The sequence below is a fragment of the Reyranella sp. genome (genome assembly GCF_004297265.1).
Classification (GTDB): Bacteria; Pseudomonadota; Alphaproteobacteria; order Reyranellales; family Reyranellaceae; genus Reyranella.
Genome location: NZ_SCUT01000060.1, coordinates 1 through 24,273 on the forward strand (window position 1 = coordinate 1; position 24,273 = coordinate 24,273).

Below are 24,273 nucleotides of genomic sequence, written 5' to 3' on the forward strand. Positions count from 1 at the left end.
GTCGGCCAGCGCCACCGCATGGTCGTCGGACAGGAGGGTTCTCTTTGCTTTGGACATTTGAATAACTGTTCAAATGTAAGCACGCCGACAACACCCGTCAACCCATACGAATCGTTATGTTATTTCCTCCCGTGGACGTCGAATTGCGATGTCGCAAATCACCGCCGCAACGACGATCGCGCCTCCCGCGAGGGTCGTCCAGCCCGGCGTCTCGCCGAAGGCCAGCCAGACCCAGAGCGTGCCGAGCGGGGTCTGCAGCACCCCGATCAGGGCGCCGCGCGTCGCGGACACCAGCGGCGTGCCCAGCGCCAGCAACAGCAGGCCGAGCCCGAACTGGCTCGCACCGAACATCGCGAGCAGGAGGAATTCCTCCGGGCTCACTGAGAACGGCCGCGCGAACGGCAGCACGATCAGTGCACACAGGAAGGCCGAGAGCCCGACCGCAGGCAGCATGCTGATCCCGGGATGGCGCCGGATCAGCACCAGCACGACCGACATCAGCACGACCATGCCGAAGGCCAGAAGGTTGCCCGGCAGCCGTCCATCCGACGCCGCAGCTCCCGTCATCACCGCCACACCGAGCAGGGCCGCCACCGTGGCGACCAGCGTCACCCGGTCCTCGCGCTCGCCGATCACCAGCCAAGCGATGCCCGCCGTCACGAAGGGGATCGTGGCGTCGATCACCAGCACGTCGGCCACCGTCGACAGGCGCAGCGCGTTCAGGAAGCACACGGTCGCCAACGCCGAGCACAGCGCGATCAGGAGACCGTCGCGGCCGATGGCACGCACCGCCGGCACGATCCGCCCCTGCTCCCGCCACTTCAGCATGGCAACGAGGAACAGCCCGCCGAAGACGCCGCGCCAGAACAACATCGTCCAGGCGTCGAGGTCAATCAGCCGCGTGTAGAAGCCGGCGCTCGAATAGGCGACGGCCGAGGCCGCGAGCAGCGCCGTGCCGACGATCGCTTGCCTAGTTCGCGAGGGCGACACAGTCGATCTCGAGATCGAAAGGACCGAACCAGCCCGCCGTGCAGACGAAGACGCGCGCGGGCTTGTGGTCTCCGAAATACTCGGCATAGACCGCATTGATGGTCGCGAAGTAGGCCGGGTTCGAGCAGTAGACGTTGCACTTCACGATTCGGTCGAGGGCCGAGCCCGCGGCCTCCAGGCACGATTTCAGGTGATCGAGCACGCGCCTTGCCTGCGCATCGATCGGCAGGATGTCGTAGGCACCCGTCTCGGGGTTCACCGGCGGAAGGCCGGAGACGTAGACCCAGTCGCCGGCCCGCACGACCGGCGAGGTCGGCACGGTGTTGCGTTGGGCGAACCTGGCCAGCGCCGGCACGTGCGGCATGGTCATCTCGATTCGGGACATCGATATCTCCTCGGAAGTTGGAGTCCCGACCCTAGCGACCACCTACTGACAACGTTGTGTCAGCAGTGAAATCGGCCCATAAAATGGGCTTCATGCGCCGCTCCGACCGCCTGTTCGACATCATCCAGCATCTGCGCACGGCGACCGGGCCGGTCACCGCGGCCGCCCTGGCGGCGGAGCTCGAAGTGACGCCGCGCACCGTCTATCGCGACATCGCTACCCTCCAGGCGCGGCGTGTGCCGATCGATGGCGCGGCCGGGATCGGCTATGTGCTGCGCAAGAGCTTCGACCTGCCGCCGCTGATGTTCACCGCCGATGAGGTCGAGGCCATCGCCATCGGCGCGCGCCTCGTCCGGCGTCTGCGCGACGCCAAGCTTCAGGAGGCGGCGGACAGTGTCTTTTCCAAAGTTACGGTCGTGCTCCCTGAAGCCCTGCGCCGCCAGCTCGGTTCGACGCCGTTCTTTGTCTCGCCCGGAGAGACGGCCGAGCCGCGAGGCGTCGATCTCGCCGACGTGCGTGCCGCCATCCGCGACAGCCGCAAGCTGCACATCGCCTACGCCGACGAGAAGGGCCGGCGCACCAACCGCACCGTCTGGCCGATCGCCATGGCCTACTATGTCGACGTCACCTTGGTCGGCGCCTGGTGCGAGCTGCGGGGCGGCTACCGCAACTTCCGAGTCGAACGCATCCAGTCGTCGAAAGTGCTCGACGAGCATTTCGACCAGGACAATGGCCGCCTGTTCCGCGAATGGTCGGAGCTGCCGAAGGTACGGCCGACGCTTACCTAGAAGACGTGCAGCGCCGCGACGTTGACGATGGCGCCACTGGCCAGCGCCCAGAGCGGATTGCGCCGGGTCGTATAGACGAAGGCCGTCGTGCCGAGGCTGATCAGGACGGTGACGACATCGCGATCCACGGTGCGCATCATTGAGATGCCGGACGCCAGCATCATGCCGAGCGCGACCGGGATCAGCCCATCGCGCAGCACCGCGACGGCTGGATGATGCGACCAGCGCGTGAGGGCGCGGCCGGCAAAATAGGCCAGCGCGCTCGAGGGAATCAGCAGAGCGAGCGTCGCCACCAGCAGGCCCGATAGGCCCGCGACCTGCCAGCCGATCAGGCTGACGAAGATCACATTGGGACCGGGCGAGGCATTAGCAATGGCGAAGGCGCTCGCGAACGCCTGGTCGGTCATCCAGCCGTGGATCTCGACGACCTGGCGGTGGATCTCGGGCAGCAACGCGTTCACGCCGCCGATCGAGACCAGCGACAGGAGGGCGAAGGTTCGCGCCAGCTCGGCCAGCACGCCGGTCATTTGCGGCGCTCCCACCAGATCGCCGTGATGGCGGTGGGCACGAGAACGAGGACCACGGGAACCAGCGGCCAGCGCAACAGGCCGATCGCGACAAAGCCCGCGGCGCCGATGGCGTAGGAGAAGGGAGTCGGGCGGATGTTGCGGATCATCTTGAGCGCGGTGCCCAGGACGAGGCCGGCCGAGGCCGCCGCGGCGCCGATCAGGGCGGCCCGCACCTCAGGGACCATGGCGACGCGATCGTAGACCACGGCGAGCGCGGTCACGATCACCAGCGGCATCGCCATCTGCCCCAGCAGGCAGAGAAGAACGCCGATCAGGCCCTGGTTGCGGTCGCCGAGGATGACGGCGGCGTTGATGGTATTGGGTCCGGGCAGCACCTGTCCGACGCCGAGAAGCTCGGCGAACTCCCGGTCGGTGAGCCAGCGCTTTTCCTCGACGATGATATGGCGGGCCCACGGCGCCACGCCACCAAAGCCCAGCAGGCCAATCTTGAGGAAGCCGAGGAACAGTTCCGCCTTGCCGATGTTGCGGCGCGGCATAGCCGAGAGGTCATGCTGCATTGCGAGCCAGGATAGCAAATTTCGGTCGACGCGCCTCGCCGACCGTTCCCAAGCGCGCTAGCCTCACGGCACTATGACAAAGTCCATCTGCCCCATCGATCCGCAGAACCGTCCGTTCTTCGCCGGCGAAGTGTCGGGCATCGACCTCACGCATCGGCTGAGCGACGAGGAGGTCGCCTTCATCCACGACGGGATGAACCAGTATGGCGTGCTGGTGTTCCGCGATCAGAAGCTCGACGACGAAAGCCAGCTCGCCTTCAGCAAACAGCTAGGTCCGCTCGAACAGGCGACGGGAGACATCATGCCGCCGGAGGAACGGCGCATGAGCATGGACCTCAACGACATCTCGAACCTCGATCGCAACGGCAACGTGCTGGCGCGCGACGATCGCCGCCGCCTGTTCAGCCTGGGCAACCAGCTCTGGCATTCCGACAGTTCGTTCAAGGACGTGCCGGCGCTCTACTCTCTCCTGTCGGCGCGCACGATCCCGTCGGCCGGAGGCAACACCGAATTCGCCGATATGCGCGCCGCCTACGATGCGCTCAGTGAGGCGGAGAAGCGCGAAGTGCAGGACCTCATCTGCCTGCACAGCCAGATCTTCTCCCGCGGCATGCTGGGCTTCGAGGACTTCACCGAGGCCGAGCGCGTGAAATGGGCGCCGGTGCGCCAGCGCCTGGTGCGCCGCCATCCGGGCTCCGGCCGCCTGTCGCTCTATCTCGCGAGCCATGCGGGCGGCATCGAGGGCTGGCCGGTGCCGGAGGCGCGCGCCTTCCTGCGCGACTTGACCGAGCACGCCACGCAGCGCCAGTTCGTCTATGCCCATGTCTGGCGGCCGTTCGACCTGGTGATGTGGGACAACCGGGCCACGATGCACCGCGCCCGCCGCTTCAATTCAACCGAGGTGCGCGACATGCGCCGCACCACGCTCACCAACATCGTCTCCAGCCTGGAGCAAGCACCGTAGAAGATGCGTTTGCAGTTCCTCGGATCCGGCGATGCCTTCGGCAGCGGCGGACGGTTCAATACGTGTTTCCATGTCGAGCGTGCCCAGCACGGCAATCTGCTGGTGGATTGCGGCGCCTCGTCCATGGTCGCCATCCGCAAGTGGGAGGTCGAGCCGAATGCGATTTCGACCGTCCTGGTGAGCCACCTGCACGGCGACCATTTCGCCGGCCTGCCCTTTTTCCTGCTCGATGCGCAGCTGGTCAGCCGGCGCACGGCGCCGCTCCTGCTGGCCGGACCTCCGGGTTTCCACGACCGGCTGATGACCGTCATGGAAGCGATGTTCGCGGGCTCGACCAAGGTCCCGCGCAAGTTCGCGCTGGAAATCCGTGAGCTGGCACTGCACGAGCGGGTCGAGATGAACGGCCTCGCCGTCACGCCCTATCTGATGAAGCACTATAGCGGAGCGCCCTCCTACGCTCTCAGGATAGAGACCGAAGGCAAGGTGCTGACCTATTCAGGCGACACCGAATGGGTGGAGGAGCTGGTCCCGGCGGGCCGCGACGCCGACCTCTTCATCTGCGAGGCCTACTTCTTCGACAAGGTGATGAAGTATCACATCGACTACAGGACGCTCGTCGATCACCTGCCGCAGATCGGCGCCAGGCGCACCATCGTCACCCACATGAGCGCCGAGCTTCTCAGCCGGGGTTCAGAGATCGCGCTCGAAGCCGCGCATGACGGGCTGGTGGTGGAGTTCTAGCCCTTCGGCACCCACTCCTCGAGCCGCGTGTTGGTCGCGGGGTCGAGCATGCGGGTCGCGCGCAGGACCATGCCGTGCCTGGCGAAGACTTCCTCCGGTGTCGCATTCCTGCCGACGCCCGGAAAGACCGGCCGGCCTCGCGGCACGCTGGCATCCGTGCGCGTCAGGAAGAAGGTATCGTATCCGATGTTGAGGAACAGGCCGAACACGTCGGTGCCGCCGACCACGGCCAGCGTTCCATCGTCGAGATCGAGCTTCATCCACGCCTCCTCGAACGGCGCCGAGGCCGGATTCCAAAGGATGGCGTTGGCATTTTCGGGATCAGGGACCACCCGCTCGACCCGGCGCGTGAGGATGATGCGCCGTCGCGCCGCTTCCTTCGGACCACCTTCCGCGGAGTGACGGCCGTTGGCGACCGCTGCCGCCCGGTCGACCGAATCCTGATAGAATTTGTGGTCGGCGGGGATTTTCAGGTTCTCCGGAAAGGATCCGTCCGAAGCCGCGATCATGCCCTCGGTGGAAATGATCGCGAACCCCTCGATTCGCGGTCGCCTGATGGTCATGGACTGCCCCTGAAAGCACCTGATGGGCCTGATAACGAACGACCCGGCCAATCGATGCGGAGCATCCTAGCGCAAACGTGAGCAGCGGGGAAAAGTCCCCCGCCGCCATTACCGAAGCAACAGAGCTCAGCCCTTGGGCAGAAGGACCGTATCGATGACGTGGATCACGCCGTTCGACTGCCTCACATCGGCGATCGTCACCGTGGCAACATTGCCGTTCTCGTCGGTGAGCGTGATCTTGTCGCCCATCATCTTCGCCTGCAGGACGCAGCCGCCCACCGTCTTGACCGGGTGCGCCCCCTTGTCGTCCGCGATCATCTTGGCGATCGCCGGCGACATCGCGTTCGCGGCTACCACGTGGCACGTCAGGATCTTGGTGAGCTTGGCCTTGTTTTCGGGCTTCACCAGCATCTCGACCGTGCCGGGCGGCAGCTTGGCGAAAGCAGCATCGGTTGGCGCGAAGACCGTGAACGGTCCCGTCCCCTGCAACGTCTCGACGAGGTCCGCGGCCTTCACGGCCGCCACGAGCGTCGTATGATCCTTCGAGCTGGCGGCGTTCTCGACGATGTTTTTGTTGGGATACATCGCCGCGCCACCGACCATCGGATTGGCCGGTGTCGATGCGGCGGTCTGGGCAATGGCCGGCGTGACGGCCAGCAGGCACAGGGACGCAGCTGCGATCAGCGTGTGACGCTTGAGCATGTGTTCTCTCCAGTTGAGGATTGACTCGTCGTTCCAGACCGACGGCGGCGCGCTCGTCACCGGTCAAAAGAGGCCGCGGGTGTTGCAGCCTCTTCACCCTGTGCTACGCCGTGTTTCCAAGGCCGGTTCATCGCGTCGCGCACACAGTTTTGTGACGTGGCCGCTGTGGGACCCGGTGATCCAAAGGGAGCGGGACAGGCATGCGCGTCACGGATCTCAGGACTACCCTTGTCGAGGTGCCGCTCGACCGGCCGACGCGCAATTCGAGCGGCGTCAGCAACGACCGCATCGGCGCCGTGCTGATCTTCGTCGACACCGACCTCGGCGTCACCGGCGAGAGTTTTCTGTTCACCCTGGGCGGCCGCCGCATCGAGGTACTGCGCGCGATGGTCGAGAGCCTGAAGCCCGCTCTGGTCGGAGAAGACATCCGCTATGCCGAGCGCTTCTGGGAGCGGATGTGGCGGGAACTCTACTTCCTCGGCCACAAGGGCGTGACGATCTTCGGCCTCGCCGGTGTCGACACCGCTTTGTGGGACGCCAAGGGCAAGGCACTGGGACAGTCGGTCACCCACATGCTGGGCGCCGCGCACGACCGCATCCCGGTCTATTCCAGCGCCGGCCTGTGGCTGTCGGCGACGCCCGACGAGCTGGCGAAGGAAGCCGCCGGCTACGTGGCCGAAGGCTTCCGCGGCGTGAAGATGCGCGTCGGCAAGAAACACCTCGAGGAAGACGTCGAGCGGGTCGCAGCCGTGCGCAAGGCGATCGGGCCCCGCGTGTCGCTGATGTGCGATGCCAGCCGCGGCTTCACGGCCGAGCATGCGATCCGCCTCGGCCGCAGGCTGGAGGAGTTCGACCTCACCTGGTTCGAGGAGCCGGTCGCGCCCTACGACCATCGCGGGTCGGCCAAGGTCGCGGCGGCGCTCGATACGCCGATCGCCAGCGGCGAGACCGAGGCGACGCGCTATGGTTTCCGCGAGATGCTGGCGCATGGCGCCGCCGACATCTGGATGGCCGATCTCGCCCGCGTCGGCGGGGTCAGCGAGTTCGTGAAGGTAGCGCATCTCGCGGCGGCGCACGACATCGCCATCTCCAACCATCTCTTCACGCAGCAGAGCATCGGTCTCCTCGGCGCCTTCGCCAACGCGACCTGGCTGGAATACATGCCCTGGACCTCGAAGCTCTATCGCGAGTCGATTGCGGTCGAGGATGGCTGCATCGCGGTGCCCGATCGCCCCGGCCTCGGCTTCACCTTCGATCCCGACGCGATCGAGCGCTATCGGGTGCGGTGAGCGCGCGCGCCAAAGTCGTTCCGCGCTTCATCGGCCAGGATCGAGGTGCCGTGTGAGAAACGCGATCTGGTCGCCGACGATGCGATCGATGAAGGGTGGATGATAGACCTCGAAATGGTCCGTCGGGTAGCGGATTGCTTCGCCGCGAGGCGCCTTGCGCGCGACCTCGAGCGCGATCGCCGGGTCCATCAGGTCCTCGCAGTCGCTGACGCAGACCAGCAGCGGGCAGCGCACGCGGGACGCCTGCGACGCGGCATCGTAGAACAGCATGCCGATCGCGGCCCCTGCCGGAACGCGGCCGTCGAAAGCGACGCCCTCGGGCACCACCGACATCCAGCCTTCGTAAGCACCGGGCCGGTTGACGAAGGCGAGTTCGCCCGGCCGGCCGACGATCTGCACGTAGCGCCGGCCGAGTCCCAACGCGGCGCGCACCAGATCGGACATGATCGGCACCGTGAATCGCATCAGATGGCCGAGGCCGGACGCCAGCGCGGGCGCACGACCCTTGAGGATGGGACACTGCACCACCGCCGCCGCGATGCCGGGCCGGCGCGCGGCCGTGGCCACGACATGGCTGGCGCCGAACGAGGTGCCCCACAGCGCGATGCGCGCCGGGTCGAGCTCGGGCCGGCTGCGGATAAAGCGGAGTGCGGCGTCGATGTCCTCGAAGTAGCGGCCGAGGTCCATAAGCTGGCGCGGCGAGCCGCCGGACTCGCCGAGATGACGGAAGTCGAAGGCCACGACGGCGAAGCCCGCCGCCGAGAAGCGCCGCTCGTACTGATCGAGCATCATCGAGTGGGTGGCGCCGCCACCGTGGATCAGCAGTACCACCGCATGCGGCCCCTCGCCTGACGGCAGGGTAAGCCAGGCGGCGCAATCCTCGGCGCCGGAGCGGAACGACGTACGGATGGTCATGGCCTTCTCCTTTTAGTACAGTGTACGTGTTGAATCGGAAGTAATACGTACACTGTACGTTGTCAAGGAGTGCCATGCCCCCAAAAGCCAAGTTCACGCGCGCCCAGCTTCAGCAGGCGGCGCTCACGATCGTCGACCGTGACGGCCTGGCCGCCCTCTCCATGCGGTCGCTCGCTGGCGCACTCGGAACCGGGCCGATGACGCTCTATAATTACGTAAAGGATCGCGACGACCTCGACGCGCTGGTGGTCGAGGCGGTGATGGGAGAGGTCCGGCTGCCGCGTGAGCGCGGCGACTGGCGCGCCGATGTGACGGCGATCGTCGAGGCGACGTGGCGCAGCGTGCGCCGTCATCCCAACGTGATCCCGCTGGTCCTGACACGAAGAACCCTGCACGAAACGACGCTGGTCTGGGCCGAGGCGTTGCTGCGCGCGCTGGCGAAGAGCGGACGCTCCGGCACCGATCTCCTGGTCGCTTTCCGCACCGTCTCAGGCTTCGTGATGGGCTTCGCGCAAGCCCAGCTCGCCGATCCACTGGCGCCCGACGAGGACCGCGAGGATATTGCACGTGCCCAAGCTCTGCCGGCAGACCGCTTTCCACGGCTGATCGAGATCGCCGACGCGGCTGCGAAGCTCGGTGCCGACAGGGAGTTCCGCGCCGGTCTCGACATCGTCATGGCAGGCCTCGCGCGCTGAGGTGCTATGGTTCGCGACCATCACCCGGAGAATCGTAAGTTCATGACCGCGTACAGTGATTTCAAGCCGCTCACCTTCCACGACGCCACGAAGCGCTTCGCCGATGGCAGCGACACGCCCCGTGCCTATCTTGAACGCTGCCTCGAGACGGTCGCGGCGCGCGAACCGGTGGTGAACGCTTTCACCGCGATCAACGAGGCCGGCGCCCGTGAAGCGGCCGATGCCAGCGCAGCGCGCTGGAAGGAAGGCAAGCCGCTTTCTTCCATCGACGGGATGCCGCTGGCCATCAAGGACCTGCTCGAGACGAAGGACATGCCCACGCAGATGGGCTGCGAGGCCTTCAAGGGCAATTTTCCCAAGCGCGACAACGCCGCCGTCTGGGCATTGCGCCAGGCTGGCGCCGTGATCCTCGCCAAGGCGGTGACGGCGGAACTCGGCGGCTCGCATCCCGGCGCCACCACCAATCCGTTCGATGCGACGCGCACGCCGGGCGGCTCCTCCTCCGGGTCGGCCGCCGCCGTGGGCGCCAACATGGTGCCGGCCGCCATCGGCACGCAGGTCGGCGGCTCGATCATCCGGCCCGCCGCGTATTGCGGGAACTATGCGCTGAAGCCGACCCAGGGCGGCATCAACCGCGGCGAGCGGCAGGCGACCAGCCAGAGCACGCACGGCCCGCACGCGAATTCGCTGCAGGACATGTGGCAGGTCGCCATCGAGATCGCCCGGCGCGCCGGCGGCGATCGCGGCGAGGTCGGCCTGATGGGCCCTTCGACGCTGCCCGTCGCCGTGAAGCCAAATCGTCTGGTCGTGCTGGAGACCGAGGGTTGGGCGGAACTGGATGATGCGACCAAGACCGCGTTCGACGGTGTGCTGAAGCAGCTCCGCGACGCGGGCGTCGAGCTGATCCGGCGCATGGACCATCCCTGGGTCGAGACGCTGGAACAGTCGATCGCCAACGGCCGCGCCGTCTGCGGCGGCGTGACGGGCTGGGAGAATCGCTGGGGCCAGCGTGGCATCGTCGACAACAATCCGGCCGGCGTCAGCGAACGCGCCAAGGCGACCTTGGCCAAGGCCGAGAAAATGACCCTCGACGATTATCGCATGGCCCTGCTGGCGCGCGAGAACGCCCAGCGCATGCATGCGACGATGGCGCCGCTCGCCGACGCGGCGATCACGCTCGCCTGCCCGGGCCCCGCGCCGCTCTGGTCGGGCGATGTGCCCGGCCAGCCGCTGGCGCCGCGGCCGACCGGCGACTTCGTATTCAATGCGCCGAGCTCGATGCTGTTCGCGCCGGTTGTCACCGTGCCGCTGATGAGCGTCGGCGGCATGCCGGTCGGCCTGCAGCTGATGGGCCAGAAGCACGAGGACGCCCGCATGACCGGCCTCGCGCGCTGGTTCGACGAGACCCTGACGCGGGTCTCGGCCTGATCGTCAGACCGGCTGGATGCCCAGCGCGACGATGCGCGGGATGAGCGTCTTCTTCAGACGCTCATAGTCGGCCATGACTTCCTCGTGTGGCATCGGCTTCTCCACGAGGGCGAAGCTGTCCATCATCTTCTTGCCAGGCTCGGAGTCGGCGGCGGCAACCCACAGATCGGACATCCTCTTGATGATGTCCTTGGGCGTTGCGGCCGGCGCCGCCAGCGCCAGCCATCCCGACACGGTGAAAGCATCGTCGGTGAAGCCCTGCTCCAGCGAGGTCGGGACGTCGGGAAATATGCGGGCGCGCACCTTCGAAGGCGCCGCGATGCCGCGGACATCGCCCTTCACGACCAGCGCGTTCATTGCCTGCGGGCTGCCCATGGCGGCCTGCAGCTGGCCCGCACCCATGTCCTGCCACATCGGCGCCTCGCCCTTGTAGGTCACGACCTCGATCGTCAGGCCGTACTTCTCGTTGAGGGTCTGCGCAAAGATGTGGGCCGAGGATCCCAGTGCCCACGAACCGAAGTTGACCTTGTTCTTCTTGGCGTACTCGATGAACGACTTGAGATCCTTGACCTCGGCCGGCAGCGACTTGTGCACGACGACCGGCAGCACGCCCGAGGAGGTGCCCGAGACGACGGTGAGATCCTTGTCGGGATCGAAGCCCAGCGTCTTGAACATCACCCTGTTCTGGATGAGCGTGCTCGAGACCGAGTGCAGGAACGTGTAGCCGTCGGCCGGCGCGCGGGCGACCAGCGCCGCGCCGATGTTGCCGCTGGCGCCGGGCTTGTTGTCGACGATCACCTGCTGGCCCGTGGCCTGGCTGACAGACTGGCCGAACGCGCGCGCGATGCCGTCGGTGAGACCGCCGGCGGGAAAGTTGACGACGATGGTGATCGGCTTGTTGGGCCACGCGGCTCCCTGCGCACGCACGATCGACGGCGCGGCGACGATCAGGCCGGCGCCGGCACCGGCCCGCAACAGGCCGCGACGGGTGGTCGTTACTTTGCTCATTTTTCTCATGGCCTCCCAATTTCGTTTTTAGGGGGCGATGCATAGCGGCTGACATTGCGAGCGGCTAGGCTGTGTATCTGCACCTATCTCCGCACGGCGAAACACAAGGTCGCTGGGCGGCGCAGGCAGAGATTGCTAAGACCACCCGTCCAGAACGGCATTCACCAGGGAAGAGATCGTCCATGTCCGACGCTGTCATACGCTCCAAAGAGGGGCGCATCGGAATCCTCACCGTCAACAATCCACCGGTGAACGCGCTGGCCGCGGCGGTACGCGCCGGCATCAAGGAAGGCGTCGAGGCATTCGGCCAGGATTCAGGCGTCGATGCCATCGTGCTGATCGGCGGCGGCCGCACCTTCATCGCCGGCGCCGACATCCGCGAGTTCGGCAAGCCGCCGTCGGGGCCCAACCTGAACGACGTCATTGCGACCATGGAGAACTCGCCCAAGCTGATCGTGGCCGCGCTGCACGGCACGCCACTGGGCGGCGGCCTCGAGACGGCTCTGGGCGCGCACTATCGTGTCTCTCTGCCGACGACGCGCATGGGCCTGCCCGAGGTGTATCTCGGCCTGCTGCCCGGCGCCGGCGGCACGCAGCGCCTGCCCCGCCTGACCGGCGCGAAGTACGCGCTCGACGCCATCCTGTCCGGCCGACATATCCCTGCCCCCGAGGCCAAGAGCAAGGGCATCGTCGACGCCATCGTCGAAGGCGACCTGCTGAAGGGCGCCGTCGCCCATACCGAGATGCTGCTCGCGCAGAAGGCGCCGCTGCGCCGCGTCCGCGACCTCTCCGTGACGCTCGAGTCGCCGGGGCTGTTCGCCGAGACCGAGAAGGCGATCGCCCGCAAGGCGCGCGGCTTCAAGGCGCCGTGGAACATCATCAAGTGCGTGCAGGCCGCCGTCGAGCTGCCGTTCGACGAAGGCATGAAGCGCGAGCGCGAGCTGTTCACAGAGCTGCTCACCTCCAGCGAGTCGGCCGCGCAGCGCTACTACTTCTTCGCCGAGCGCGAGGCCGCCAAGGTCAAAGACGTGCCGGCCGACACGCCGCAGCGCGAGATCAAGAGCGGCGGCATCATCGGCGCCGGCACGATGGGCGGCGGCATCGCCATGAACTTCGCCAATGCCGGCGTGCCCGTCACCCTGCTGGAAACCAGCCAGGAAGCGCTGGACCGCGGCCTCAAGACCATCCGCACCAACTACGAGAACACGGCCAAGCGCGGCGGCATGAAGGCCGAGGACGTCGAGAAGCGCATGGCGCTGATCAAGCCGACGCTGAACTACGACGATCTCAAGGACGCCGACGTCATCATCGAGGCGGTGTTCGAGACGATGGAGGTCAAGGAAACGGTCTTCAAGAAGCTCGACGAGGTCGCCAAGCCGGGCGCCATCCTGGCCACCAACACCTCGGGCCTCGACGTCAACCAGATCGCCTCCTACACCAAGCGGCCCGGCGACGTGATCGGCATGCACTTCTTCTCGCCAGCCAATGTCATGAAGCTGCTGGAGAACGTGCGCGGCAAGGCGACCGAGAAGGACGTCATCGCCACCGTCATGTCGTTCTCCAAGAAGATCGGCAAGATCCCGGTCCTCGTGGGCGTCTGCGAAGGCTTCGTCGGAAATCGCATGCTCCGCATGAGGGGCATCCAGTCGGCCTACATGATGGAGGAAGGCGCCCTTCCCCAGCAGATCGACAAGGTGGTCTACGACTACGGCTTCCCGATGGGCCCCTTCGCGATGAGCGACCTCGCCGGCAACGACGTGGGCTGGCGCATCCGCCAGGGCAAGAAGGAAAAGGAAAAGCGCAACGTGCGCTACACCGGCTACGTCGCCGACGCGATCTGCGAACTGGGCCGCTTCGGCCAGAAGACCGGCGCGGGCTACTACAAGTACAATCTGCCCGACCGCACGCCGATCCCCGACCCCGAGGTCGAGAAGATCATCGAGGAGACCTCGAAGAAGCTCGGCATCACGCGACGCGCCATCTCCGACCAGGAGATCCTGGAGCGCGCGCTGTATCCGATGGTGAACGAGGGCGCCAAGATCCTCGAGGAGGGCATGGCCCAGCGCTCGCTCGACATCGACGTGATCTGGGTCAATGGCTACGGCTGGCCGGTCTATCGCGGCGGCCCGATGTGGTGGGCCGACAATGTCGTCGGCCTCAAGACCATCCACGACGCGCTGCTGAAGTACCGCGATGCGTCCGGCGACCCGTTCTGGGAGCCTGCGCCCCTGCTCAAGAAGCTGGTGCAGGAAGGCAAGAAGTTCTCTAGCGTCTGACGTCAATTCGTCGCCCATCCCCTCCCGGCCTCCCCCGTCAGACGGGGGAGGTGCCCGAAGGGCGGACGGGGAAAGCGACAACAAGGTTCTATCTGGAAGGAAACTCAAATGGCTGATGCAGTAATCGTCTCCACCGCCCGCACGCCGATCGGCAAGGCATTCCGCGGCATCTTCAACGACACGCACGGCGCCGACATGGGCGCGCACGTGATCAAGCACGCCGCCGAGCGCGCCAAGGTCGAACTGGCCGAAGTCGAGGACGTGATCCTGGGCTGCGCGGCGCCGGAAGGCACCACGGGCTCCAATGTCGCCCGCGTCTCCGCCATCCGCGCCGGCGCGCCGGTCAGCGTCTCGGGCGTGACCGTCAACCGCTTCTGCTCCTCGGGCCTGCAGACCATCTCGATGGCGGCCCAGCGCGTGCTGGTCGACAAGGTGCCGGTGATGATCGCCGGCGGCCTCGAATCGGTGTCGCTGGTCCAGGGCCCTCCGGGCGGCAACAAGAACCGCTTGGTGAACCCGTGGGTGCAGGAGCACGTGCCGGGCATCTACCACGCCATGATCACGACGGCGGACACGGTCGCCGCGCGCTACGGCATCAGCCGCGAGGCGCAGGACGAGTACTCGCTGCAGAGCCAGCTGCGCACCGCGGCAGGCCAGCAGGCCGGCAAGTTCGACGACGAGATCGTGCCGATGGAGACCACGATGCTGGTCACCGACAAGAACACCAACGAGACCACCAAGAAGACGGTGAAGCTCACGAAGGACGAGGGCAACCGTCCCGAGACGACGCTCGAGGGCCTGGCCAAGCTCCAGCCCGTCGCCGGTCCCGACAAGTGGATCACCGCCGGCAATGCCAGCCAGCTCTCGGACGGCGCCTCGGCCGCGGTCATCATGAGCGATGCCGAAGCCGCCAAGCGCGGCCTGAAGCCGCTCGGCATCTACAAGGGCCTGGTCGTGGCCGGCTGCGAGCCGGACGAAATGGGCATCGGTCCGGTCTACGCGATCCCGAAGCTGCTGAAGCGGTTCGGACTCAAGATGGACGACATCGACCTGTGGGAGCTGAACGAGGCCTTCGCGGTGCAGGTCCTCTACTGCCGCGACAAGCTCGGCATCCCCAACGAGAAGCTGAACGTCAACGGCGGCTCGATCTCGATCGGCCATCCGTTCGGCATGACCGGCGCGCGCTGCACCGGCCACGCCCTGATCGAGGGCCGTCGCCGCAAGGCCAAGAACGTCGTCGTGACCATGTGCATCGGCGGCGGCATGGGCGCCGCCGGCCTGTTCGAGGTCGTGCAGTAACTGCACTCGCCTTCCCTCTCCTACGCCTCTCCCCCACTCGGGGGAGAGGTTGGGTGAGGGGGTTGCGCACTTCGTGGTACGCTCCGGGATGGCCGGGCGGAAATACACGATCGACGATATAAATATTGTTGGCGATCCACTTACGGTAATTCGCAAGCTTTACAGCCGCGACGGAATGGAAGCGCCGGGAGCGTCATTCTGCGCAGCTGCTCTTGTACAGCAGCTTCTATTGATGGCTGCGACACCCGCCCAAGTCGACCAGCGTAACACTTGGATTTTCATCTCTTCAGACCGAGATTGGCTGAAGGCTGAGGATGGCAGCGTATCCAAACGCCCGTTTCTCCATATCGAGCCGCTTTTGCAAGCCGGTTCAAATTCGCATCGGATGGAAGTCCTTCTAACTGTTTTTGCGACCGCCGTTGTGACGGCCGGCACAGACGGCACGGAATGGATTGTCGGCGACCAGGGACGCCATCCATTGCCGGCCGGCGTGACCATCGAAGAATTCCAAAGGGGATGTGGTCGAGTGGTCGCCTTTATTTTTGCCGAGGGCGTCTCTTAGGCGAGGGCTCTTCGTACCCCCTCACCCCAGCGTGACGCCGAGGAACATCATCACCACGAGGCCGATCGTCAGCTGGTCCCGCCGTAACGCCGCAGAGCGCCGGCCAACCTACCGTAAGTAGTGGCGCCGCACGGACTTTCCGATGGCGCCGTAAAGGTCGGAAACACCGACCTTCCATTGCACCGCCAGCTCCTCGAGGCCGATCTCGTCGTTGCCCTGGCGGCCGAGAAAAACCACCTCGTCGCCGATCGCGGCTTCGGGTACGTCGGTCAGGTCGACGCGCAGCAGCTCCGAATGCGTCGGCCCCAGGAGGCGCACGCGCCGGCCGTGCAGCAGCGCCGTCGCGTTCTCCGGGATCTTGCGCGGATAACCGTCGGACCAGCCATACGGCACGAGGCCGATCTTCATGCCCGGCCGGCGCGGCAGGAACGGTGCGGGCATGACGTCGCCGATATCGTCGAGCGACTTCACCATCACGAGATGGCTGCGCAGACCCACCAGGGCGTGGCGCCAGACCCGCTCGCGCCCGGGGACCGCGGGAAAGCTCTGGCCAATGGCGAGCCGTCCCGGATCGACGGCGTTCAGGTCGGCGTCGGGATGGCTGAGGATGATGGCCGAACTCGAGACCATGCGGACGGGAACGTCGATACCGGCGGCTTCGATACGCTTCAGCGCGTCGATGCAGGAATTGACCTGCGCGTCGGTATAGACGGGATCGACCGGACCATAGGACGCCATCGGATGCCCGTAGGCGCCGGCCAGTTCGAGCGTGTTGCTGTCGGCGATGGCGCGCGCCACCGCGGGCGCGTGATGGGGCAAGGCACCGGCCCGAAATCCGCCGCCGTCGAGCTTCAGGAACACCTTGAGCGACTTGGCATGCGACGACCAGGCGGCCACGTCCTCGAGCGTCGAGAGCGTCGGCATGAGATTGTGCGCCTCCAGCGCCGGCGCCGTATCGGGCAGGCAGGTCGGATAGAGCAGGATCGGCAGGCGGACGCCCGCCTGGCGCGCCGCCATCGCACGATCGAGGTTGCCGAAGGCGGCACCGGCCGCGCCCGCCTGCTCTGCGGTGCGGGCCACCTCGATGTCGCCGCAGCCGCTGGCATCGCCCTTGACGCAGACGAACACGCCGACCTTGGGGCCGACCATGTCGCCCAGCGTGGCGAGATTGTGCCTGATGGCCGAGAGGTCGATCTCGCACCAGGTGGGGCGTTGGGCGTGCATCATGGGGTTCCTGAAGAGGGCTTTCTAAATACGGTGCGCCGCCTGGTAGCGGCCGAGAAAGGAACGCAGGCGGTCGCTCTTGGGGCTGCCGAACAGGTCGGCGGGCGATGCGAGTTCGACAATCTCGCCCGCCGCCATGAAGGCCACGCGGCTCGAAACCTCGCGGGCGAATTGCATCTCGTGCGTGACGATCATCATGGTCATGCCGTCGGCGGCGAGCGATTGCACGACGTCCAGAACCTCGCCCACCAGTTCCGGATCGAGCGCCGAGGTGACCTCGTCGAGCAGGATGAGATGAGGCTCCATCGCCAGCGTGCGCGCGATGGCGACGCGCTGCTGCTGACCACCCGAGAGTGCCGCCGGATATTGCGCCGCCTTTTCGGAGAGGCCCACGCGCTCGAGCAGCGCCATCGCCTTCTCCCGCGCCTGCCTGAGCGGCAGGCCGCGCACCTTGATCGGCGCCACCGTCAGATTGTCGAGCACAGTGAGATGCGGAAAGAGATTGTAGCTCTGGAACACCATGCCGACGCGGGCGCGCATCGCGGCGACCTCGCGGTCGGGACGCGCCGTGCGACGGCCGTCGGCGCCGATGCGGATGCCGACCGTTTCGCCCTCGATGCTGATCGCGCCGCTGTCGTAGGTCTCGAGGAAGTTGACGCAGCGCAGGAGCGTGGTCTTGCCGCAGCCGCTCGGCCCGATCAGGGTCACGACCTCGCCCTTGCCGACGGTGAGCGACACCTCCTTCAGGACCCGGTTGGCGCCGAACGACTTGCCAACCCGGTCTATGACGACGAGAGACTCGGGGAGAAGCTCAGGAAGAGGCTCAGGCATGCGAATGGCGCTCCACGTAGCTCGCCAGCCGCGCCAGCGGAAAGCAGATCAGGTAGTAGCCGGCGGCGACACCGAGATAGGCAGGCATGAGTTCGCCCGTGCGCTCGCCGATTTCGCGGCCGGTCGAGAAAAGCTCCCATCCGCCGATGGCGCTGATCAGGGACGTATTCTTCACGACGGAAAGCGAGGTGTTGAGAAACGGCGCCACGCAGAGCCGTCGCGCCTGCGGCAGGATTACGATGCCGAAGTTCTGCAGGCTCCGGAAGCCGACGCTGCGGCCCGCGTCCCATTGCGTCCGGGGCACCGCCATGAGGGCGCCGCGGAACACTTCGCCCATGTAGGCGGCGAAATAGAAGCCCATCACCACGATGGCGGCGGCATAAACTGGGAGCGTGACGCCGAGATAAGGCAGGCTGAAATAGCAGCCGATCAGCAGAACCAGCAGCGGAATGCCGCGCGTGATCAGGGCGTATCCCGCCGCCAGCACACGCAGGGGCGGCCAGGCGTAAAGCCGGGTGAGCGCCAGGCCCATGCCGAGCACCGAGCTCAACAGGATCACGGCGGCGGCAAGCATCACGGTCACGCTGGCGCCCCAGGCCATGTAGGTGAGAACGGTGAGCTTCATGGGGGCGGCTTCAGGTACGGACCGGGAAGCGCCAGGCCAGCAGCTTCATCCCGCCCAACAGGACGGCCGCCATCGCCAGATAGAGCGCCGCCATCATGAAGAAGGTCTCGTAGGGCGCGGCGCTGCGATCGAGCAGCAGCTTGCCGGCCTGCGTCAGCTCGGTCACCGAAATGGTCGAAGCGATGGAGCTGTCCTTCAAGATCACAACGGCCTGGTTGCCGAGCACCGGCAGGACGCGGCGCAGCGCCTGCGGCAGCACGATGTCGAACAGCGCCCGGCGCGGCATCATGCCGAGCGACAGGGCAGCCTCGGTCTGGGTGCGCTTCACCGACTCGATGCCCGCACGGTAGATCTCCCCGGCATAGGCGCTGTTCTGCAGGACCAGCGCGATCACGCCGCAGGCGAATGCTTCCGGGAAAAGTCCGATCTCGGGCAGGCCGAAATACAGGATGAAGATCTGGACGAGGACCGGCGTGTTTCGCATCACGTCGATGTAGGCGATCGTCACGCCACGCATCGCCGCGAACCGGCTGCGTCGGCCGGCGACCACGATGAGGCCGCCAATCGCCGCGCCGACCAACGCGAGGGCCGTCAGCGCCACGGTGATCTCCAGTCCTTCCAGCAGGACCGGAAGAATGCGCAGGAGGAAAGCGGTGTCCATTGAACGCGTGTGCGCGATCGGTCAGCGGGTCGGCGGAATCACTTCGCCGAGTAGAAGCGGGCCGGCGGCGGCTCGGCACCGAACCACTTGCGATAGAGCGCCTGGTATTCGTCGTAGCGCGAGCCATGCGTGTATTCGCCGACGATCGTGTCGAGACAGAGCCAGAGCTGGAAGTCTCCGGGCTTCATGAACAGTGCATTGCCGTTCAGGCTGCCGAGCTGGCCGGGCAGCTTGACCCAGGCCCCGTTGGAACGGGCGACCTGGAATTCGGCCGCGGCCGAATCGGCCTGCACGGCGCCCACGCGCCGGCTCTTCAGTGCCTGGAAGGCCGCGCTATCGGTATCGAAGTACATCGCCTTGGCCTTGGGCGCATAGCGCTTGGCGCGATCGATCATCGCAGCGGTGTTGGTGGCGCCGAACACGACGTCCGCGCTGTCGAGCTCCTCGATCTTCTTGATGGGCGAATCCTTCGGCACGACGACGAACGTGGTCGAATCCATGTAGGGCCGTGTGAAGGCCAGCCGCACCGCGCGATCGGGATAGATGGTGGCCGATGCGATGCCGAAGTCGACGCGTCCGGAAAGCACCGCCGGGAAACGCCCGGCCGCGTTCACGACGACGAACTCGATCTTGTCGGGGCTGCCCAGGATCGACTTGGCGAGCAGGCGGGCGAATTCGATCTCGAAGCCGGTATGGGTGCCGCTCTCGTCGATGAAACCGGTGGGCATCGTGCTGTTGCTCACCGCCACGATCAGCTTGTCGCGCTTCAGGATGGCGTCGAGGCGCGATTCCTCGGCCTGGGCGGCGCCCAGCCCGGCGACCAGGGCCACGAAACCCAGAACAAGCGACAAGCAAAGCGAAGCGCGATGCTCGAAGCGCACCCAGCTTAGCAGCGAGCGGCAAACTTCCATAATTCACTCCCCCAACGCAGAGAATAGCCCCTGAAAGAGAGTTCAACATGTTGCGGCGTGACGGCAAAGCGCGTTAATCCCATGCTGAGCATCGCCACTTGCGATACTGGCCACATTTCAGGGATCGCCGATGCTGCGGGAGTTCCAGACCTTCCTCGCGGTGTGCCGCTGGGGCACGTTCACCGCCGCCGCCCGACATCTCGGCATGACGCAGTCGGCGGTCAGCGATCACGTCCAGCGGCTCGAAGACTTCACCGGCGTACAACTCTTCCACCGCACCGGCCGATCGGCGACGCTGAACGCTGCGGGCGAGGCGCTGCGGCCACTTGCCGAGGAAGCGTTGCAGATCACCGATCGCATGCGAACGGGCCATGGCGCGGGCCAGCTCCGCGGCAGCCTGCGGGTGGGCACGATCACCTCGGTCCACAACAGTCTGATGGCCCGCGCGCTCGTCGCCTTTCGGCGGGCCCACCCCGCGGTCACGATCCGGCTCATTCGCCGCGAGGGCCCGATGGCGGGCGATGTCGAGCGCGAGGAGTTCGACCTGGCCGCCTCCGTCCTGCCCAACCTGCCGTTGCTGCGCACGATCCGCTGGATCCCGCTATTCCGCAAACCGTTCGTGCTGATTGCACCCGCTGCGACACGTGCCGGCGACTGGCGCGAGGCAATGGCGATGCACACCTTCATGGGCTACGACCTGTCGTGGAGTGCGGGCGTACAGATCGACGACTTCCTGTCGCGCATGGGCGTGTCCCTTCGCGACGCGATCTGGGTCGACTATCTCGACACGATGATCACCCTGGTTGCGAGCGGCGTGGGCGTCGCCATCATCCCGCGAACGGCACTGGGGGAGTTCGCCGGGCTGGTGCGCGAATTCGAGTTCGGTGCCGATACGTTCTATCGGGAAGTCGGCCTCCTGCGCCGCGCCCGGCCGCCCAACGGCGGCGCAATCGCCGACGCCTTCATCGAGACGCTGCGCGACGAGGTACAGCGCGAGGCGTTCGCCGAACCTCTGCGCTGACCGGCGGAGGCGGACTTGTTTTCGCCTACCCCAGCATGACGTCGAGGAACATCATCACCACCAGGCCGATCATCAGCCCGACCGTCCCATGGTTCTCGAAACCGCGGCGGTGGGTTTCAGGAATGATCTCGTCGCTGATGACGAAGATCATCGCCCCGCCCGCATAGGCGAGCCCCCAGGGCAGCAGCGACTGGGCGATGGTGACGGCGCCGGCGCCCAGCAGGCCGCCGATCGGCTCGACCAGGCCGGTGAGCAGCGCAACGAAGAAGGCCTGCCCCCTGCTGTAATTCAAGGTCAGCAGGGCAACGGCGACGGCCAACCCCTCCGGCATGTTCTGCAAGCCGATGCCGATGGCGAGCGCCGCGGCCTTCCCGAGATCGTCGCCGCCGAAGCCCACGCCGACCGCCAGCCCCTCGGGGAAGTTGTGCAGGGTGATGGCGATCACGAACAGCCAGATCCGCCGGAAGCGCGGCGCGTCGGGCCCCTGCCGGCCCATGACAAAATGTTCGTGTGGCAGGTAGCGGTGGACCAGCCAGAGACTGGCGGCACCGAACAGAATTCCGGCGATCACAAGCGTGACAGCGCCCAGCTTGGTCGCCCCCTGCTGCTGCGCAACGTCGATGCCGGGAATGATGAGTGAGAAGAACGAGGCCGCCAGCATCACCCCAGCGGCAAAGCCCAGCATGACGTCCTGTGCCTGCGCGGAGAGCTTTCGGATGAACAGGATCGGCAGTGCGCCGAGAGCGGTCGCGAGGCCCGCGCACAGGCTGGCGAGGGCGCCGGCCAGGATCGGCGACGACGAAGCGAAAGCAGACAGCATCGGGACTCCCCCTACCAGAACGAAATCCGGTCTGGCGAGAAAGCGCGACCTCGCGCCGAAGCGCAACCTGGCCTTGAGTATAAGCAGGATCAGCGCCGGTTGCGGCGCAGATCCTCCTCGTCCTTCCACATCATGAACTGCGGGCCGAGATCTGAGATCTTCGTGGCGCCGATCTGCGCCATGCTGATGTCGACCTCGCGCCGGAAGATGCCGAGCGCGGTCTTGGCGCCCTCGACGCCGCCGGCCGTCACGCCATAGAGGGTCGGCCGGCCGACGAACACGAACTTGGCGCCCAGGCACAGCGCGATGATGGCATCGAGGCCGCGGCGGACGCCGCCGTCGAACATCACCGTCATCTTGTCGCCGACGGCGTCGCGGATCGCCGGCAGCACCTCGAGCGGCGACGGCGCGAGATCGAGCTGGCGAGCGCCGTGATTGGAGACCATGACGCCGTCCACGCCCAGCGAGTGGGCGCGGATCGCGTCGTCGGGATGCATGATCCCCTTCAGGACAAAGTTGCCCTTCCACAGTTCGCGGAAACGCTCGACGTGCTTCCAGGTCATCGGCGCGCGGTTCTGGTAGGCGACCATGTCGGCTACCTTGTCAGCTGTTGCGTCGGGACCGGCATACTTGGCCCAGTTGTCGAAATAGGGCGTGCCGTGGCGGAACCACTGCATCATCCAGGCCGGGTGCAGCAGCGCCTCGAACTTGGTCTTCCAGGTGAGCTTGAGCGGGCGCGACCAGCCGTTGCGCGTGTTGCGCTCGCGGTTGGAGCCCTCAGGCACGTCGACCGTGAAGACCAGCGTCCGCAGGCCGGCATCGGCCGAGCGCTTGATCATGTCCTCCGAGACGGCCTGGTCCTTGGCGGAATAGAGCTGGTACCAGCCATGGTCGGGCGCCAGCCTGCCGAGATCCTCGATCGAGCCGGTGCTGGAACCGGACATGATGAACGGCACGTTGGCGTCGCGCGCCGCCTCGGCCAGCATCAGGTCGGCGCCATGCCGGAACAGGCCCGCAAGGCCGGTCGGCGCAATGCCGATGGGGCTCGAATAGGTGCGGCCGAACAGGGTAGTGGATTGGTCGCGCACCGAGACGTCGACGAGGTAGCGCGGCACGATGCGCGCCTTGCGGAAGGCCTGCTCGTTGGTGACGAGGCCCACCTCGTCGTCGGTCCCGCCCTCGATGAAGTCGTAGGCGATCTTTGGCAGCCGCTTCTTCGCGAGCTTGCGCAGATCATCGATGTTCACCACGCCGTCCATCGTCTCACTCCTCGATCCGTCGGCAGCCGCTGTTCATTGGCAACAGTTTGACCCGCTTTCGCGACTCCGGCCAGAGCCGCGTTCCGCCCCGCGTCCAGCGACCGGCCGTCCCGCTGGCATGCCGCTTGCTGCTCGCCGGGAAAACGGACGAGGCGTCGGATGACAAGCTTTGCCTTCCCCATCATCGATCTCGGCCCATGGTTCGACGGCGGCCCGTCCGGCCGCCAGGCCGTCGCCAACCGGGTTCGTATCGCCTGCGAGTCCATCGGCTTCTTCGCCATCGTCGGACACCGGGTACCCGACGGAGCGATCGATGCGATGCGATCGACATCGCGGGATTTCTTCGACCTGCCGACGCCCCGTAAGATGGAGGTGGCGCGCCCCCGGCCCGAGCAGAACCGTGCCTATCATGCCGAGGGGACCGAGACCCTGGCGCGCCTGGCCGGCAACGACACCCCACCCGACTATAAGGAGGTGTTCGCGATCGGACCGCTCGACGTCCCTGGGGACGATCCCTGGTACCACGCCGCGCCCGGCGCCTACCCGAACTACGCGCCCAACCTGTGGCCATCGGACCTTCCCACCTTCGAGCCCGCCTGGCGGACCTACTGGTCGGCGATGGAGGGCCTGCAAGACACGATCAGCCGGATCTTCGCCCTGTCGCTCGGCCTGCCGGAGGACTGGTTCGGGGGTGCCCTCGCGCGCCATTGCAGCATGCTGCGGGCGCTCAATTATCCCGCCCAGCGCCAGCTTCCCCGCCCGGGACAGCTCCGCGCAGGCGAGCATACCGACCTCGGCATGATGACCATCCTCAAGAACGAGGCCGCCGATGGCGGGCTCGAAGTGCGCGACCTCGACGGCAGGTGGCACGAGGCGCCGCCGGTCGAGGATGGGTTCATCGTCAACATCGGCGACCTCCTGATGCGCTGGTCGAACGACCGCTTCCGATCGACCCTGCATCGCGTGGCCAACCCCCGCTCGGGCGGCGGAGCCCGGCGCCTGTCCATCGCCTATTTCGTGGCGCCGGCCTACGATGCGCTGATCGAATGCCTGCCGGGCTGCGCCACGCCGGACCGCCCGGCGAAATACCCTTCGGTGACCGTCGCGGCCTATCGCAACGCCCGCTTCGCCCGCACGGCGGCGCCCATCGTCACCGCCGCCTGAGACGCACAAAAAGCCCTACTCGGTACCTGACCCTTGCGTTAGCGTCGGCACAACGCCGAAGAGCA

General features: G+C 66.4%; 26 protein-coding genes. 11 read left to right on the forward strand and 15 right to left on the reverse strand.

Features of this window, described 5'->3' with window-relative positions:
• Positions 1-114 precede the first annotated feature (114 nt).
• Positions 115-990: a DMT family transporter gene (locus EPO41_RS27255; RefSeq protein ID WP_296332226.1), complete on the reverse strand. Its 876-nt coding sequence runs from the start codon at positions 988-990 to the stop codon at positions 115-117.
• Complete coding sequence (locus EPO41_RS27260; protein WP_296332229.1) at positions 971-1,375, reverse strand: RidA family protein; 405 nt, start codon at positions 1,373-1,375, stop codon at positions 971-973. The genes EPO41_RS27255 and EPO41_RS27260 overlap by 20 nt, the downstream gene beginning before the upstream one ends.
• A gap of 92 nt (positions 1,376-1,467) precedes the next feature.
• Between EPO41_RS27260 and EPO41_RS27265 the strand changes: the two genes are divergently transcribed.
• Complete coding sequence (locus tag EPO41_RS27265; protein ID WP_296332231.1) at positions 1,468-2,163, forward strand: YafY family protein; 696 nt, start codon at positions 1,468-1,470, stop codon at positions 2,161-2,163.
• Here the strand turns inward: EPO41_RS27265 and EPO41_RS27270 are convergent.
• Both EPO41_RS27270 and EPO41_RS27275 read right to left on the reverse strand, forming a co-directional pair.
• A complete protein-coding gene (locus tag EPO41_RS27270; RefSeq protein ID WP_296332233.1) occupies positions 2,160-2,690 on the reverse strand; it encodes a chromate transporter in 531 nt (176 codons plus the stop codon). The two genes, EPO41_RS27265 and EPO41_RS27270, sit on opposite strands and share 4 nt — an antisense overlap.
• Positions 2,687-3,250 (reverse strand): chromate transporter, encoded by a 564-nt coding sequence (locus tag EPO41_RS27275; RefSeq protein WP_296332234.1) that lies wholly within the window; start codon positions 3,248-3,250, stop codon positions 2,687-2,689. The genes EPO41_RS27270 and EPO41_RS27275 overlap by 4 nt, the downstream gene beginning before the upstream one ends.
• A 73-nt stretch (positions 3,251-3,323) precedes the next feature.
• Between EPO41_RS27275 and EPO41_RS27280 the strand changes: the two genes are divergently transcribed.
• Both EPO41_RS27280 and EPO41_RS27285 read left to right on the forward strand, forming a co-directional pair.
• Positions 3,324-4,214: a TauD/TfdA family dioxygenase gene (locus EPO41_RS27280; protein WP_296332236.1), complete on the forward strand. Its 891-nt coding sequence runs from the start codon at positions 3,324-3,326 to the stop codon at positions 4,212-4,214.
• 3 nt (positions 4,215-4,217) lie between these two features.
• Entirely contained in the window at positions 4,218-4,955 is a 738-nt protein-coding gene (locus EPO41_RS27285; protein WP_296332238.1) for an MBL fold metallo-hydrolase, read from the forward strand.
• Here the strand turns inward: EPO41_RS27285 and EPO41_RS27290 are convergent.
• Positions 4,952-5,518: a dihydrofolate reductase gene (locus tag EPO41_RS27290; RefSeq protein WP_296332239.1), complete on the reverse strand. Its 567-nt coding sequence runs from the start codon at positions 5,516-5,518 to the stop codon at positions 4,952-4,954. The genes EPO41_RS27285 and EPO41_RS27290 overlap by 4 nt on opposite strands.
• Positions 5,519-5,644: 126 nt before the next feature.
• On the reverse strand, positions 5,645-6,220 hold the full coding sequence (locus EPO41_RS27295) for a fasciclin domain-containing protein (RefSeq protein ID WP_296332241.1): 576 nt from the start codon (positions 6,218-6,220) through the stop codon (positions 5,645-5,647).
• A gap of 200 nt (positions 6,221-6,420) precedes the next feature.
• On the opposite strand from EPO41_RS27295, the gene EPO41_RS27300 reads away from it, so the two are divergent.
• Positions 6,421-7,509 carry a mandelate racemase/muconate lactonizing enzyme family protein gene (locus tag EPO41_RS27300; protein ID WP_296332243.1) on the forward strand — a complete coding sequence of 363 codons (1,089 nt, stop codon included), beginning with the start codon at positions 6,421-6,423 and terminating at the stop codon, positions 7,507-7,509.
• 27 nt (positions 7,510-7,536) lie between these two features.
• On the opposite strand, the gene EPO41_RS27305 is transcribed toward EPO41_RS27300, so the two are convergent.
• Positions 7,537-8,424, reverse strand: a complete 888-nt coding sequence (locus EPO41_RS27305; RefSeq protein WP_296332245.1) for an alpha/beta fold hydrolase — start codon at positions 8,422-8,424, stop codon at positions 7,537-7,539.
• A gap of 74 nt (positions 8,425-8,498) precedes the next feature.
• On the opposite strand from EPO41_RS27305, the gene EPO41_RS27310 reads away from it, so the two are divergent.
• Both EPO41_RS27310 and EPO41_RS27315 read left to right on the forward strand, forming a co-directional pair.
• Complete coding sequence (locus EPO41_RS27310; RefSeq protein ID WP_296332247.1) at positions 8,499-9,119, forward strand: TetR/AcrR family transcriptional regulator C-terminal domain-containing protein; 621 nt, start codon at positions 8,499-8,501, stop codon at positions 9,117-9,119.
• A gap of 42 nt (positions 9,120-9,161) precedes the next feature.
• Positions 9,162-10,547 carry an amidase gene (locus EPO41_RS27315; RefSeq protein ID WP_296332248.1) on the forward strand — a complete coding sequence of 462 codons (1,386 nt, stop codon included), beginning with the start codon at positions 9,162-9,164 and terminating at the stop codon, positions 10,545-10,547.
• 3 nt (positions 10,548-10,550) lie between these two features.
• On the opposite strand, the gene EPO41_RS27320 is transcribed toward EPO41_RS27315, so the two are convergent.
• The gene (locus EPO41_RS27320; protein WP_296332250.1) at positions 10,551-11,555 is read right to left on the reverse strand and encodes a tripartite tricarboxylate transporter substrate binding protein; all 1,005 of its coding nucleotides are present in this window, start codon (positions 11,553-11,555) and stop codon (positions 10,551-10,553) included.
• A gap of 182 nt (positions 11,556-11,737) precedes the next feature.
• On the opposite strand from EPO41_RS27320, the gene EPO41_RS27325 reads away from it, so the two are divergent.
• From EPO41_RS27325 to EPO41_RS27335, 3 genes are all read left to right on the forward strand, one after another.
• The gene (locus tag EPO41_RS27325) at positions 11,738-13,831 is read left to right on the forward strand and encodes a 3-hydroxyacyl-CoA dehydrogenase NAD-binding domain-containing protein (protein WP_296332251.1); all 2,094 of its coding nucleotides are present in this window, start codon (positions 11,738-11,740) and stop codon (positions 13,829-13,831) included.
• Positions 13,832-13,939: 108 nt separating this feature from the next.
• A complete protein-coding gene (locus tag EPO41_RS27330; protein ID WP_296332252.1) occupies positions 13,940-15,130 on the forward strand; it encodes an acetyl-CoA C-acyltransferase in 1,191 nt (396 codons plus the stop codon).
• 88 nt (positions 15,131-15,218) lie between these two features.
• The gene (locus tag EPO41_RS27335; RefSeq protein WP_296332253.1) at positions 15,219-15,692 is read left to right on the forward strand and encodes a hypothetical protein; all 474 of its coding nucleotides are present in this window, start codon (positions 15,219-15,221) and stop codon (positions 15,690-15,692) included.
• 108 nt (positions 15,693-15,800) lie between these two features.
• On the opposite strand, the gene EPO41_RS27340 is transcribed toward EPO41_RS27335, so the two are convergent.
• From EPO41_RS27340 to EPO41_RS27360, 5 genes are read right to left on the reverse strand one after another with little or no spacing between them, the layout of a single operon-like run.
• Positions 15,801-16,919 carry an alanine racemase gene (locus EPO41_RS27340; RefSeq protein WP_296332254.1) on the reverse strand — a complete coding sequence of 373 codons (1,119 nt, stop codon included), beginning with the start codon at positions 16,917-16,919 and terminating at the stop codon, positions 15,801-15,803.
• A 21-nt stretch (positions 16,920-16,940) separates the two neighbouring features.
• Entirely contained in the window at positions 16,941-17,747 is an 807-nt protein-coding gene (locus EPO41_RS27345; protein ID WP_296332255.1) for an amino acid ABC transporter ATP-binding protein, read from the reverse strand.
• A complete protein-coding gene (locus EPO41_RS27350; protein WP_296332256.1) occupies positions 17,740-18,372 on the reverse strand; it encodes an amino acid ABC transporter permease in 633 nt (210 codons plus the stop codon). Before EPO41_RS27350 ends, EPO41_RS27345 begins: the two co-directional genes overlap by 8 nt.
• A 10-nt stretch (positions 18,373-18,382) precedes the next feature.
• Complete coding sequence (locus EPO41_RS27355; protein ID WP_296332258.1) at positions 18,383-19,033, reverse strand: amino acid ABC transporter permease; 651 nt, start codon at positions 19,031-19,033, stop codon at positions 18,383-18,385.
• A 38-nt stretch (positions 19,034-19,071) separates the two neighbouring features.
• A complete protein-coding gene (locus EPO41_RS27360) occupies positions 19,072-19,884 on the reverse strand; it encodes a transporter substrate-binding domain-containing protein (RefSeq protein WP_296332260.1) in 813 nt (270 codons plus the stop codon).
• A gap of 190 nt (positions 19,885-20,074) precedes the next feature.
• Here EPO41_RS27360 and EPO41_RS27365 point away from each other — a divergent pair, with 190 nt between their 5' ends.
• Complete coding sequence (locus tag EPO41_RS27365; RefSeq protein WP_296332262.1) at positions 20,075-20,965, forward strand: LysR family transcriptional regulator; 891 nt, start codon at positions 20,075-20,077, stop codon at positions 20,963-20,965.
• A 25-nt stretch (positions 20,966-20,990) separates the two neighbouring features.
• Here EPO41_RS27365 and EPO41_RS27370 read toward each other — a convergent pair whose 3' ends face one another.
• Positions 20,991-21,785, reverse strand: a complete 795-nt coding sequence (locus EPO41_RS27370) for a ZIP family metal transporter (RefSeq protein ID WP_296332264.1) — start codon at positions 21,783-21,785, stop codon at positions 20,991-20,993.
• 89 nt (positions 21,786-21,874) lie between these two features.
• Complete coding sequence (locus EPO41_RS27375; protein ID WP_296332266.1) at positions 21,875-23,044, reverse strand: alpha-hydroxy acid oxidase; 1,170 nt, start codon at positions 23,042-23,044, stop codon at positions 21,875-21,877.
• 159 nt (positions 23,045-23,203) lie between these two features.
• Between EPO41_RS27375 and EPO41_RS27380 the strand changes: the two genes are divergently transcribed.
• Positions 23,204-24,208 (forward strand): 2-oxoglutarate and iron-dependent oxygenase domain-containing protein, encoded by a 1,005-nt coding sequence (locus EPO41_RS27380; protein ID WP_296332269.1) that lies wholly within the window; start codon positions 23,204-23,206, stop codon positions 24,206-24,208.
• Positions 24,209-24,273: the final 65 nt, after the last annotated feature.